The sequence below is a fragment of the Rubeoparvulum massiliense genome (assembly GCF_001049895.1).
Classification (GTDB): domain Bacteria; phylum Bacillota; class Bacilli; order Rubeoparvulales; family Rubeoparvulaceae; genus Rubeoparvulum; species Rubeoparvulum massiliense.
Genome location: NZ_CVPE01000005.1, coordinates 444,042 through 457,631, shown reverse-complemented (window position 1 = coordinate 457,631; position 13,590 = coordinate 444,042). Strand labels below are relative to the sequence as shown.

The window sequence follows — 13,590 nt, the reverse complement described above, 5'->3', positions numbered from 1 at the left end:
GTAGCCTTAACTTTTCGATTTTCCAGATGCGCTATGGTTAGAGCTGTAGCCATGCTTTGATCTGAGCTTCATCTAAACGGTGACCTACGAAGAAAGAGCCAAATTCTCCGTAGCGGGCACTCACTTCATCAAAGCGCATTTCATAGATCATCTTCTTAAATACTAGGGGGTCATCGGAGAAGAGGGTAACACCCCATTCCCAGTCATCTAAACCCACGGACCCTGTGATCACTTGGGTTACTTCCTCAGCGTAGCTACGTCCAATCATCCCGTGACTTTTCATCAACTCACGTCGTTCTTCCATCGGGAGCATATACCAGTTATCCTGCCCCTCCCGACGCTTGTCCATGGGGTAGAAACAGAGATACTCCGTACGAGGTAATGTAGGGAAGAGACGCCGACGCACATAGGGATCGTTGTAGGGATCTTCTCCTGGTTTATTTACATAATTACTCAACTCAACGACAGAGACGTAGGAGTAGGCAGGGATCGTATAGTCGGCAAAACGTGTCTTTTGAAAAGCGGTCTCCAGTTCAATTAATTCTTGTAGTGTAGGGCGGAGGTGCATGAAGACAAAATCAGCCTTCTGACCTGCAATGGTATAAAAAACGGAGCTTCCCAACTGATTATTCTCAACTGCTTGATAGCTATTAAATAGTTGAATCAACTCTTGAGTAATCTCTTCCCGTTCAGCTGACGAGAGCTCTTTCCATGCTACCCAGTCAATGGAGCGAAAGTCATGTAAACTGTACCAACCTTCCAAGGTGCGTACTACTTCAGCCATTTTTTCAACACTCCTTTAATTCCATTCTAAGGCGATTATACCATGCTACGTATTTATTTGTCGAAGATGAGAGTCACACAAGTACCTACCTTCGGCTCACTGGTAAGCTCCAGTTTCGCGTCATGCTCTTGTGCGATCCAAGTGGCGATAGCAAGACCAAGGCCGACCCCAGTCCGCTGCCGTGCTAGGTCAGAGCGATAGAAGCGTTCCTTAGCATGAGCTAGTTCCTCAGCTGTCATTCCGATTCCAGTATCCTGTACTTGAATATAGAGATGCTGTTCATCCTCGCTCGCCTTCAGTCGTACCTCGCCCTTCTCTGTATACTTAAAGGCATTATCGAGGAGGATAATAATCAATTGGCGTAAGTAATCATGATTTCCCCATATCTGCGTAGTGGAAAGAGTTAATTGCGTGGTGTACTGAACACCCTCTTTCGTAAAATGATGGACATGCTTCTTCAGATCCTCAAACAAAGAGGCAAGATCCACCCATTCCATCTCCATTTTGAACCCAGCATCAGCACGAGCCAGTGCTAATAAATCATGGATCAATCGGCTCATCCGTGTCGCTTCATCTTCAATATCCTGAATGATCTCCTGCTTTAGCTCCTCATTTTCTGTGCCTAACCGTTGCAGAAGCTCCACATTTCCCCGAATGGAGGTGAGTGGTGTTCGCAATTCATGGGATGCATCAGCGACGAAGCGCTTCTGCAGCAGATAAGATTGGTTCAATTCATTGTAAATGTTCTCAAGACGTGCAAGCATGGTATTAATATTCTCGATCAAAATTCCAATCTCATCCTGCGGTCCCTCATGGGGAATACGACGTTGGAGATCTGAATGGTTAGTAATTTCTTTCGTAGTTCGGTTGATCTGTCCAATGGGAGCTAGTACCTTCTTCGCCATGAACCACCCGATGAGAGCAATAGCAATGACAGCCATTAGGCTACTTGTAATGAGAATAAAGCGAAGCTCATTCATGGTATAGAGATAGGAAGAGAGGGATATGGCAACCTGTAGGACACCAACCTGTTTCTTCTCTACCATGATGGGACGGTATAAGATTCGAATGGCTTGATTCTTGCTATGAATATCTTCAATATGGGAGTGACCTGCCTTCGTCTCATCATAGGCTTGATTGCTTAAGGGGATATGTTGATTGCCTAGATTGCTCGAACGACTAATAATGCGATATTGGTCATCCAGTAGCTGCAAATAGATTCCAGGGTTGATGAATACATCAACATCAGGCAGCACCACTTCATTAAAGTAGGAGGTGCTAGGATAGACTTCAATCTGACGTATCACTTCATCGGACTTTAAATACATCTGTTCGTTGATTTTCTGATTCATGCTATTACTCATAAATTGATAGAGGACGATACAGAAGACGGCTAAGAGAATGGCAACAAGCAGACTGAACCAGAGGGTAATTTTCTTTCGAATGGACACTGCTATTCGCTCCTCAATACATAACCGACACCGCGTACAGTTTGGATGATACGGGGGTTGTCATGTTCCTCTAGTTTTTGCCGTAGCATGGCGATATAGACCTCAACCACATTGGATTCCCCAACATACTCATAACCCCAGACTGCATCAAGGAGCTGTTCCTTGGTCAGTACCTGCCGAGGATGTTGCATTAAGTACAGAAGTAATTCAAATTCCTTCGCAGTCAGATGGAGGGGAGTGCCATGGCGATATACTTGGCGCTCCAACAGGTTGATCTGGATGTAAGCATATTCTAGAACCTGACGATCTTCTGGTGATTGACGACGGAGAAGGGCGCGGATGCGAGCAAGTAATTCATCTAAAGCAAAAGGCTTAACGAGGTAATCATCTGCGCCTAAATCTAAGCCAAAGACACGATCCTCTAGTTCATCTTTGGCAGTGAGCATTAAAATCAATGTGTTGGATGCCCTGCGAATGGCTTCTACTACATCCCAACCATCCAAATGGGGCATCATCACATCAAGGATGATTAAGTCGGGGTGGAATGAATGGAATTGGTCTAGTGCTTCCTTTCCATCGGCTGCGGTAGCTATCTCATAGCCTTCGAAGCTGAGCGCTCTTTGTAACATCCGGGTAATATGGGCATCGTCGTCAACGACCAGAAGTTTCATCTTATCATCACCTCAACCCTATTATACTAAGAAAACCCTGCCAACATTAGTTGACAGGGTCTGTTTTTTCTCCAATCTTCACCGTCACGTATTGGGATTGTCCATTACGAGTAATCAGTAGGATCGCCTTATCTCCCACCTTCAACTCTTTTACCATGTCGACGAATTGATCTGCACTTTTTACCTTCTCATTATTCAGCTCAAGGATGACATCGCCCCGTTGTAGCCCTGCTTTTTCAGCAGGGCTTCCTGTAGCGACACCTGCAATAATGGCACCATCAGTAGAATCTAGCTTGAAGTACTCTTGTAAGTCAGCATTGATGCTTTGGATGTTAACACCGAGCCAAGGGCGTACGACTTTTCCTTTTTCGATTAAGTCATTTAGCACCTCTTTGACCTGTGAGCTAGGAATGGCAAAGCCAATTCCCTGTGCACTAGCATTAATTGCTGTATTAATGCCAATGACCTCACCATGCATATTTAAAAGTGGGCCACCACTATTACCAGGATTGATGGATGCATCTGTTTGTAATACACCTTTGAGGGTGTGCCCATCGATGGTTAAGGGTCGTTCCTTGGCACTGATCACCCCTACAGTCACTGTATGGTCTAGGCCATAGGGGTTTCCAATAGCGATCACCCACTCACCGACTTGGGTTTGATTGGAGTCTCCTAAGGTAAGGAAGGGAAGATCCTTCTTGGTACTTACCTTTAATACAGCGAGATCCAGTTCTTGATCACAACCAATTAATTTTGCCTTGAGGGGTTCCTCATAACCATTAATGGTTACTTCAATCACATCGGCATTTTCAATCACATGGTTATTGGTAAGAATATAACCATCCTTGGAGATAATCAAACCTGTTCCCAGGCCATTGCCTTTCTCTTCTAGCTGGAAGGGATTATTATCACCAAAGAGCTGATTAAAGAAGGGGTCATTACTGAAGGGATTACTTGCTTCTCTTGTAAATGTTGTGGAGATACGAACCACAGCATCCCCATGCTCCTTCACAATGGTGGAGATAGAGTTGGGATTGTAGGGTACCTCAAGATTGGTGGTGGTATTATGATTGACTTGATCTGATTGGGAGGCTCCCACTTCCCCTTGCGTGAATTGGGCAAGTAGGTAACCACCAGCAAATACAATGGCAAGCAAAAGTACAATGGGGACCTGTCTTTGCCATCGCATGCTCATCATCCTCCTTCATGCTTAACTTCTAGGGTTTCTTGATTTCTTCTCGTCCTTGCAGTAAATAATATAATCCAACAACCTTAAAATAAGCTTAAAATATCCGAACAAAACAGCTTAACAACCGAAGGATATGCTCTGATATAATGGAAGAAACTTATATTACGGGATTGATTAAGAAAGGTGTTGTGGACTAGTTGCTGCAGAAAAAGGGAAAATGGCTACAGTATGAGATTGAACCCACCTGGGAAGGCATTGAGGTGGAGCGAATATTGATGGAAAAAATGCTCATCTCCCATCGCCAAATTCAGAAATTAACGCGGATGCGAGGCATTGTTGTCAACCGGCGGATCGCTCATCTTAAGATGAAGCTCAAAGCAGGTGACATGCTTCGAGTGGAGCTCTTTGGACGTGAAGAGTATGGGGTGATTCCGGAAGAGATACCCTTGGATATCCTTTATGAGGATGATGATATTCTCGTGGTTAATAAGGCAGCAGGGCTTTCCGTCCACCCGAATAAGCCCAATCAGCTTCATACATTAGCCAATGGAATTGCCTACTATTATCAGCAGCAAGGCATTGCTGCGAAGGTTCGCCATATTCATCGTCTCGATAAGGATACCAGTGGTACGCTACTCCTTGCGAAGCATGCTTATGCCCAGGCGATCCTTGATAAGGATCTACGTGAGCGGAAGATACATCGTCAATATTACGCTGTGGTCCATGGGAGAATGGAGGAGGAGCACGGAACCTATTGCTTTCCCATTGCCCGTGATCCGCGTCATGGGACAAGGCGGATGGTCAGCCCCAATGGTGAGACAGCCATTACTCATTATCATTGCCTTGCTACCAATGGCGAATATTCCTTAGTAGAGTGTAAACTGGAGACAGGAAGAACACATCAGATTCGCGTTCATTTTCGTCATGCAGGTCACCCATTAGTTGGGGACGGCTTATATGGTGGAGATCCTACTCTATTTCCAAGACAAGCTCTGCATGCCTTCACCATTCAATTTCAACACCCTATGGATGGACGGCAGATGCAGATCGACGCTCCCATACCATCTGATCTTCAACGATTATTTGTTCGTTTAGGCCTGAAGGAATAGAATAAAGGTAGGAGGGATGGAGATGAATCGGCCTTATAAGCTCTTTCGCGATCCAGTACACGGCTTTATCCGTGTAGATCGAGACTTTTTAGCCATCATTGATACGTATGCTTTTCAACGGTTACGTCGCCTTTCCCAGCTTGGAACTTCTTATATTACATACCATGGTGGGGAACATACGCGTTTTGGTCATTCGTTGGGAGTATTTCATCTCTTTAATAAGCTAGCGGATCACTTCGCTGAGATTGGGCAGCCATTCAATGATGAAGAGATCCTTGCTGGATGTTGTGCAGCCTTGCTGCATGATATCGGACATGGACCGCTTTCCCATACCCTAGAAGGACTCCTTGGTGAGTATGGTCGCCATGAGCAGTGGTCCATGCGGATCATTCAAGAGGATCCCGAATTAAGTGGAGCATTACGTCAATTTGATCCCCAACTACCAGAGCAGGTCTCCGCCATCCTAGCAGGCACATCCTCGATGAAGCGTGTGGAGATGTTAATCTCAGGTCAAATTGATGCGGATCGGATGGATTACTTAATGCGTGATTCTCTCTTTACGGGAGCCATGTATGGACGATTTGATTATGAGCGGCTCATTGAGATGCTGAGCTTTCATCATGACGAGTTGGTCGTAGCTCGGAAAGGGCTATCCACTGCAGAGGCTTATTTAATGGCTCGTTATAATATGTACTGGCAGGTCTACCTACACCGAACTACGCGTGGCCTTGAATGCATGTTGAAATCGATCTGGAAGCGGGCCCAACACCTTTATCGAGAAGGGCAGCTTCGCGAGCATCAGGATGTTTCTTCACGGTTTATCCCATTTTTAACGGGGAATGTAACAGTGAATGAGTACCTCGCCTTAGATGATACGGATATCTATGTGGCATTAAAGGATTTTACGAACCATTCAGATCCCATTTTAGCCGATATGGCTGATCGTATACTTCACCGCCGTTTATTGAAGCCAGTTCAGCTACCTTCCGATTATAATCCTACGGCCACATTGGAAGTGAACAGGCTGATTCATCAATATGGTTATGATCCAGAATACTATCTGCTCTTTGACCAGTCTAGTAATATTGCCTATGACTATTATATTGCTGGAGAGGAGGGGGGATGGAAGCATAACACCATCTTCACCACCAATCAGTATGGAGAGATCGTAGAAATCTCTCGTCAATCGGATACCATCCGTGCGATCTCCCATCCACGGGGAGGTACCACCTTATTTGTCCCAGAGGAGTGCCGACAAGCAGTACATACGATTTACTATGGCAACCAACGCGAAGGGGGATGAACTTCATGAAGGAGAAAGAGAAGGAGACCAATCTAAAACGCTTTGGCGTCTCCATGGATGAGAAGCTCTTAAGTAATTTTGATCAATTAATTAAGCGTCAGGGATATGAGAATCGTTCTGAAGCAGTGCGTGATCTGGTTCGTCAAGCCTTGGTCAAGCAGACATGGGAAGAGGATGAACAGATGGTAGCAGGTAGTATCCTGCTCTTCTATGATCACCATCAATCCGATATTATGGAGGAGCTAACTACAGTTCAACATGAGATGCATGATACGATTCTTGCCACCACTCATTTTCATCTCAATCATCACAATTGCCTTGAACTCATTGTAGTCAAGGGAAAGGCAGGTAGCCTACGGGCTTTCAGTGAACAGATTATAAGTCTTAAAGGGGTTAAATATGGGAAGTTTACTGTCGCTCCCCTTGAAGATGTCTAATGGTTAATCCTGAGCACTCTTTCTTGCCATTGGTGGAATAGTATGGATAGAATATAACGAGAACCAATGGATGGAAGGAAGGAGTGCCTTCATGGACGCGAATAATAGTGGAAAGAAGCGGACTGCCTTTACAATTCTGCCAGGGCAGCAACCAGGGCAACAAAAGGGGCATGCCACAGCCTTTCGTGGCGTATTAAACCTTAATTCTCTCGCTCCTGTGATCATCGATGGAGAGGAGATCTATGTCGATTTAGGAGCGATGCATGCGAAGAGTCAAGTAGAAAAACGTGTGAAGTGGGTAGCGCAAGAGGAGGTCCCCAATGGAAAAGAGTATTGGATTATCTGGGTTTCCATCAGTACCGAGGGGGAGCATCCCTCTTATCACGGAATAACAGCCTCTTGGATGCTCATCGATCATGAGGCGCGCCGCGGTTATAAGAACCTCGCTGAGCATGTGAATCGCATGGATAAAGCCTTAAAGGGTCAGTTCCTCTTGGATGAATTACGTCCGCAAGAGAAGCAGTTGCTGGCTCGTTTTCTTCAAGAGCATAATCAGACCTACTGGGAAAATTCACCGGAACAACTAAAATCACTGCTATCTTAACGGCTTGTCATCCCTAGTACTTTTCGGTAGACTATAAGTGCACACAATCATCTATATGCACAGGGAAAAAGGTAAAAACAATGTTGTTTTTACCTTTTTCTTATTGGATGGGATTTAGTCAGCATGACGAGGATCGTAGTTCATCACCAGTACCTCTTCAATTTTACCTCGCCGCGTTGCTACAGCATTAATTGTCCGTGCTGCACCCACGATTTCAATGTGATACTCCTTGTAGAGATCCTTAATAAAGTCTGTCGCTGAGTTGCTTAGGAGCACCTTGCATCCCCTGCGGTCTAAATCTCGGTATAAATCGCGCAAACGTACCTGTTCCTCTTTGCCAAAGCCAACTATACTGTAGGCTGTAAAAGAGGCGGTACTACTGATGGGATCATAGGGAGGGTCTAAATAGATAAAGTCTCCCTTTTTTGCATGCACAACCGTTTCAGCAAAATCTGTGTTTTGGATATGGATCTGATTTTCATTCAGATAGTGATGCACAGCTCGAAGCACCTGATCATTGACGATATTGGGATTTTTATAACGGCCATATGGTACGTTAAAATGCCCATGTCGATTGACACGAAAGAGACCATTGAAGCAGGTTTTATTCAAATATATTAAACGGGAAGCCTTCTCCACAGGTGTAAGCTGTTGGAACTGGGGACTTCGATCGAGATTGCGAATTTGGTAGAAGTATTCTTGAGTATTTTGATGCTTTTGCAAGTCTTCGATTAAAGCATCTACATCATCCCGAATGACCTCATAGGCTTGAATCAGATCAGCATTCACATCACTAATGATCGCGCATTGTGGTTGTAGATCGAATAAAACAGCACCCGCCCCGATGAATGGTTCATAGTATGTTGAAAAGTCCATTGGAATATATTTTCTGATTTCACTTAGTAATTGGCGTTTTCCTCCCGCCCATTTGAGAAAAGGTTGAATCATATGATTTCTAGTCAAGACCATCGTCCCTTCTATAATGTCAACTATTACTCATAGTAGCCATTGCTTGATTTTAGATCAATATTCAGTATGAAGCAAAAGAAAGGGAGAGTAGTGTATGCACACAACTCTCCTTGTTTGTTTAATGATAAAGCTTTCCATATTAGTTGTTATTCCAATATTTAATTAACGCTTGTGTACCACTATTTTCTTCTCCTGCCTCAGCTAATTGGTCATACATGGATTTTGCCAATTGTAAGCCAGGTAATTGTAAATCCATCTTTTCTGCTTCTTCTAAGGCGATTCCCATATCCTTAATAAAATGTTTAATAAAGAAACCAGGAGAATAATCCTCTTTGAGTACACGAGGGATGAGATTGGAGAGAGACCAGCTACCTGCTGCTCCAGAACTGATGGATTCCAGCACCTTCTCAGGATCTAATCCAGCCTTTCTTGCATAAACAATGGCCTCCATGACACCGATCATGTTGGAAGCGATGGCGATCTGATTACACATTTTCGTATGCTGACCAGAACCGGCTTCTCCTTGGTAGACGATGTTGTTCCCTAATACTGAAAAAATCGGCTGAATCTCTGCTACTGCCTCTTGGCTACCACCAATCATAATGGAGAGGGTCCCATTCTTGGCACCAATATCTCCTCCAGAAACAGGAGCATCCACAGCTTGAAGGTGATACTTCAAAGCCTCCTCTGAAATTTTCTTAGCAAGGGTTGGTGTGGATGTAGTCATGTCCACCAAGAGGCTACCTGTGTGAGCATTGGCTATAATTCCATGAGGTCCAAAGTACACTTCCTCTACATCATAAGGATACCCCACCATGGTGATGATCACTTGCGCTTGTTGGGCAACCCCCATAGGGGACTTCCCCCAGATAGCCCCTTCATTAATGAGTGCTTCTGCTTTCTCTTTTGTACGATTGTAGATAATCACTTGATAATGAGCAGCCAGTAAGCGACGTACCATGCTACTTCCCATAACACCTGTTCCGATGAATCCAATCACCTTATCCTGATGAGGCATTTTTCTTCCCCTCTCTTATATCCTTCAGTGATTTATTTGTTTTGATAAGTAAAGCGAATTTTCTTTCATTATAACATGTTAACCTTTACCAAGGAAAAATCCGTTGCCAAAACGAGGGTGATTTTTTCTTCGGGATGCTCGGCGTAGGTGTGGGACCCTTTTCTCCTAGTGGTGAACAGTCGCTCCATTCGTAACGGGGAACAGTTCCACGCTGGACATAGAGGAGTTCTCCTCGCTCACAGGAGGCATCAACCCGTTTTCCGTTTATGGGATCAATGGTGAGTCGTTCCACACCAACGGGGATGGTAAAAGCTTGTACGGGGCGAGAGCTCATGTAGTACCCCATAAAGCGTGCCCAGATTTGCGCCGCAGGCACAGTTTCTGCTTGATTCAGCTTACGCTCACGATCATATCCTAGCCAGACCGTGCTTACTAAATCAGGAGTGAAGCCAACCATCCAGGCATCCATACTGGTTGTCCCTGTTTTCGCTGGTACTGGATAGGGAAGGTCACGTTGTACCCGATGTCCTGTCCCTCCCTCCTGAAAGATGGACATCATCATCTGAGATAGTAGGAAGGTATGGATGGAATGAGCCACCTTTTCCTCCTTATAGGAGGGAGCTCCAAGGAGTTTACCATCCGCTTTCTCAATCCGCTGAATGAAGTGGGGTGGCACAAGCTTTCCGTCATTGGCGATCACCCCATAGGCGGTGGATAGCTCCAAGGGGGTGATGCCTTGGGCACCCAGAGCTAAAGAGGGGTAGGGCTGCAGCGTCGTGGTGATTCCCATCCGTTCTGCCATCTGAACCAGCTTCTCTTGGCCAATGGCGAGATGAGTGGTAACCGCATAGATATTGTCTGATGTACGAATCGCCTCCTGCATCGTGATGGGACGAAGTAGATAATGATGGTCAAAATTGATGGGTTCATAGATCTTATCCCCATCAAAGCGGAACTTCGTTGGTTTACTCTCGATTCGTGTAATGGGAGTGAAGCCCTCTTCTAATGCAGTTAAGTAAAGAATCGGCTTCATGGTAGAACCAGGATGACGTTGAGCCTGTGTAATACGATTGAAGGAGGATTTTTCATACTCCCGTCCCCCTACTAGGGCATGTATTCGACCAGAGCGAGGATCGAGGGCAACGAAAGCAGCCTGGATCTCTCCCTCCTTCGGCAAGGAAGTAGCAACTGCCTTTTCAGCAGCATGCTGTAGTTCAGGATCGAGGGTGGTATAGATCCGCAAGCCACCATGCTGTAATTCTTCCTTGGTGAGGTTAAATCGCTCTTGTGCCTCTTGGAGAACAGCATCACGAAAATAAGGTGCCACATCTTGTTCTCCACGAACAAGTCTTTGTAAGTGTAGGGGGGCGGCATAGGCAGCACGAGCTGCCTCTTCTGTGATGTAGTCTGCCTCCACCATGGATTGCAGGACGAGGTGTTGCCGCTTCTTGGCAGTAGTATAGTTTGTGAGAGGTGAGTAGTAACTAGGTCCCTTGGGTATTCCTGCTAGCATAGCCGCCTCTCCTAGCGAAAGCTCTGTTACATCCTTATTGAAATAGATTTGGGCAGCTACCTTGACGCCATAGGCGCCATGTCCGTAATAGATCTGATTAAGGTATGCTTCCAAGATTTCTTCTTTACTCCAATGTAACTCAATCTGTAGAGCGATCAAGGCTTCCTTCAATTTTCTTGTCCAGGTTTTCTCGAAGGATAAATAAAGGTTACGTGCTAACTGTTGACTAATGGTGCTAGCTCCTTGCTGAAAACGCATCTCCTTCAGATCGATGTAGGCTGCTCGAAGCGTTCGTTTGATATCAAAACCAAAATGTTGAAAGAAACTCCGATCTTCCACCGCAATGGTGGCATTGATCAGGTCCTGAGGGATTTGAGCATAGGAGACATACATGCGATTCACGCCACCGTGTAGCCTTTCAAAAATTTCACCATGTTGATCGTAGAGTAAAGTGGTTTGAGCAATGTGTACAGGAGGTAGTGGTTTAATGCGTAAATAAACGAGTAGGATGGAGAACAGAATAAAGAGGATGAGACTCAATATCGCGGTAAAATGAAGTCCACGCTTCAAAAGTTGGAACCAACGACTCATTAACAAGGGTTTATCTGGCTGCACCGCTCTGTTCCTCCTTCTCAATGTATAAAAATGGATCATATGCTAGGTATAGTATGGATTGTGGTAAATTGAAATATACTATTGCATTTTTTGATCCCATGGCTGATAATCAGATCGATTTTTCAAAATTACAGAGCTCCCGTTTGGGACATGATCAAGAAAGGTGATGACCGATGGATTTGGATATGGAGTTATGGTTTACCGAAAAGCAGACTCAAAGCTTTGGCATTACAGCAAAAATTAAACGTACGCTACATACAGAGCGAACTCCCTATCAAAAGTTAGACATGCTGGAGACAGAAGAGTTTGGGAACATGCTTCTGCTAGATGGCATGGTCATGACCACAGAACGGGATGAATTTGTTTATCATGAGATGGTGGCACATCCAGCCTTAAATACTCACCCTAATCCAGAGGAAGTCTTAGTTGTGGGTGGCGGCGATGGTGGTGTGGTTCGGGAAATTCTCAAACACGATAAGGTGAAGCATGTTACCTTAGTGGATATTGATGGTAAGGTGATTGAGTATTCCAAGCAATACTTACCTAGTATCGCAGGTAAATTGGAAGACCCTCGCGTAACTGTGCTGGTTGATGATGGCTTTATGTATATTGCTAAGGCGAAGCAACAGTTTGATGTGATTATGGTGGACTCCACAGAGCCTGTTGGTCCAGCCGTTCACCTCTTTGAGAAAGGCTTCTATCAAGGAATCTATGAGGCTTTAAAACCAGAGGGGATCTTCGTTGCACAAACCGATAATCCCTGGTTTAAAGCAGACTTAATCCGTAAGGTACAACAGGATGTACGGGAGATTTTCCCTATCACTCGGCTCTATGTCGCCAATATTCCTACCTATCCTAGCGGTCTTTGGACCTTTACCATGGGCTCCAAAACATATGATCCATTACAAGTGCAGAAGGATGAAATTCCTGCGATTGAGACCAAATACTACACACCAGAACTTCACTTTGCAGCCTTTGCATTGCCTAAATTTGTTTTAGACCTTGTGAAGTAGGAGGTGACCGTATGCGATTTGATGAAGCCTATTCAGGCAAAACCTTTATTGGTTCCCATCCCAATTATGATGAAGCACAGGCGGTTATTTATGGGATGCCCATGGATTTTACTGTGAGTTTCCGTCCTGGTTCCCGTTTTGGACCATCGCGAATCCGTGAAGTCTCCATTGGTCTAGAAGAATATAGCCCTTATCTAGATCGGGAGCTGACTGCCATCAAATATTTTGATGCAGGGGATATTCCTTTACCATTTGGTAATCCGGGACGTAGCCTTGAATTAATTGGCCAATATGTAGGTCAACTCCTCAATGCAGGAAAATTTCCTCTAGGCCTAGGTGGGGAACATCTTTGCTCTTGGCCCATCATCCGTGCCATGGCGCAGCGTAATCCAGATCTAGCTGTCCTTCATTTTGATGCCCATACCGATTTACGGGAGAACTATGAGGGGGAGGTACTCTCCCATGCTACGCCGATTCGTCGGGCAGTTGAGCTCTTAGGGGGTTCCAATGTATTCTCCTTTGGAATTCGCTCAGGAATGAAAGAGGAGTTTCAGTTTGCTGAGAAGACAGGGATGTTTCTTGCCAAATTTGATGTGCTCGAGCCCCTGAAAGCGGTGCTTCCTCAGCTGAAAGGCCGCCCGGTCTATGTTACCATTGATATTGATGTGTTGGATCCAGCCTATGCACCAGGGACAGGAACAGCAGAGGCAGGCGGGATCTCCTCTAAGGAGATGTTGGCTAGTCTTGTGGCCATCGCCACTTCGGAAGTTCAAGTCGTAGGGGCCGATTTAGTGGAGGTTGCTCCCATCTATGATCCCACAGAGCAGACACAGATCCTTGCAGCTAAGCTTGTGCGTGAGATGCTCCTTGGTTTTATCAAATAAGATGTAAGGTGGATCTAGTTCAGGGGGAGG

13 protein-coding genes are annotated in these 13,590 nt (G+C 45.2%); 6 read left to right on the top strand and 7 right to left on the bottom strand.

The window, feature by feature from the left end; genetic code table 11:
• Positions 1-37 precede the first annotated feature (37 nt).
• The 4 genes from hemQ to BN1691_RS07350 are packed head-to-tail and all read right to left on the bottom strand — an operon-like array spanning position 38 to position 4,095.
• Positions 38-784, bottom strand: a complete 747-nt coding sequence (gene hemQ / locus BN1691_RS07365; RefSeq protein WP_048601559.1) for a hydrogen peroxide-dependent heme synthase — start codon at positions 782-784, stop codon at positions 38-40.
• A gap of 53 nt (positions 785-837) precedes the next feature.
• Complete coding sequence (locus BN1691_RS07360; protein ID WP_076850135.1) at positions 838-2,235, bottom strand: sensor histidine kinase; 1,398 nt, start codon at positions 2,233-2,235, stop codon at positions 838-840.
• 2 nt (positions 2,236-2,237) lie between these two features.
• The gene (locus tag BN1691_RS07355; RefSeq protein ID WP_048601557.1) at positions 2,238-2,906 is read right to left on the bottom strand and encodes a response regulator transcription factor; all 669 of its coding nucleotides are present in this window, start codon (positions 2,904-2,906) and stop codon (positions 2,238-2,240) included.
• Positions 2,907-2,952: 46 nt separating this feature from the next.
• On the bottom strand, positions 2,953-4,095 hold the full coding sequence (locus tag BN1691_RS07350; RefSeq protein WP_048601556.1) for a S1C family serine protease: 1,143 nt from the start codon (positions 4,093-4,095) through the stop codon (positions 2,953-2,955).
• 197 nt (positions 4,096-4,292) lie between these two features.
• On the opposite strand from BN1691_RS07350, the gene BN1691_RS07345 reads away from it, so the two are divergent.
• The 4 genes from BN1691_RS07345 to BN1691_RS07330 all read left to right on the top strand — a co-directional run bounded on the left by BN1691_RS07345 (position 4,293) and on the right by BN1691_RS07330 (position 7,548).
• Positions 4,293-5,204 (top strand): RluA family pseudouridine synthase, encoded by a 912-nt coding sequence (locus tag BN1691_RS07345; RefSeq protein WP_048601555.1) that lies wholly within the window; start codon positions 4,293-4,295, stop codon positions 5,202-5,204.
• Between the two features lie 22 nt (positions 5,205-5,226).
• Positions 5,227-6,507, top strand: a complete 1,281-nt coding sequence (locus BN1691_RS07340) for an HD domain-containing protein (RefSeq protein WP_048601554.1) — start codon at positions 5,227-5,229, stop codon at positions 6,505-6,507.
• A 5-nt stretch (positions 6,508-6,512) separates the two neighbouring features.
• A complete protein-coding gene (nikR, locus tag BN1691_RS07335; protein ID WP_048601553.1) occupies positions 6,513-6,944 on the top strand; it encodes a nickel-responsive transcriptional regulator NikR in 432 nt (143 codons plus the stop codon).
• Positions 6,945-7,035: 91 nt separating this feature from the next.
• Entirely contained in the window at positions 7,036-7,548 is a 513-nt protein-coding gene (locus BN1691_RS07330; RefSeq protein ID WP_048601552.1) for a YwhD family protein, read from the top strand.
• 114 nt (positions 7,549-7,662) lie between these two features.
• On the opposite strand, the gene BN1691_RS07325 is transcribed toward BN1691_RS07330, so the two are convergent.
• The 3 genes from BN1691_RS07325 to BN1691_RS07315 all read right to left on the bottom strand — a co-directional run bounded on the left by BN1691_RS07325 (position 7,663) and on the right by BN1691_RS07315 (position 11,663).
• Positions 7,663-8,517, bottom strand: coding sequence for a DNA adenine methylase (locus BN1691_RS07325; protein WP_187116862.1), 855 nt, complete (start codon positions 8,515-8,517; stop codon positions 7,663-7,665).
• A 139-nt stretch (positions 8,518-8,656) separates the two neighbouring features.
• Positions 8,657-9,535, bottom strand: coding sequence for an NAD(P)-dependent oxidoreductase (locus BN1691_RS07320; protein ID WP_048601551.1), 879 nt, complete (start codon positions 9,533-9,535; stop codon positions 8,657-8,659).
• Between the two features lie 85 nt (positions 9,536-9,620).
• Complete coding sequence (locus BN1691_RS07315; RefSeq protein WP_187116861.1) at positions 9,621-11,663, bottom strand: transglycosylase domain-containing protein; 2,043 nt, start codon at positions 11,661-11,663, stop codon at positions 9,621-9,623.
• 185 nt (positions 11,664-11,848) lie between these two features.
• Here BN1691_RS07315 and speE point away from each other — a divergent pair, with 185 nt between their 5' ends.
• Complete coding sequence (gene speE / locus BN1691_RS07310; RefSeq protein WP_048601697.1) at positions 11,849-12,676, top strand: polyamine aminopropyltransferase; 828 nt, start codon at positions 11,849-11,851, stop codon at positions 12,674-12,676.
• Between the two features lie 11 nt (positions 12,677-12,687).
• Positions 12,688-13,560 (top strand): agmatinase, encoded by an 873-nt coding sequence (speB, locus tag BN1691_RS07305; RefSeq protein WP_048601549.1) that lies wholly within the window; start codon positions 12,688-12,690, stop codon positions 13,558-13,560.
• The last annotated feature ends 30 nt before the right edge of the window (positions 13,561-13,590 follow it).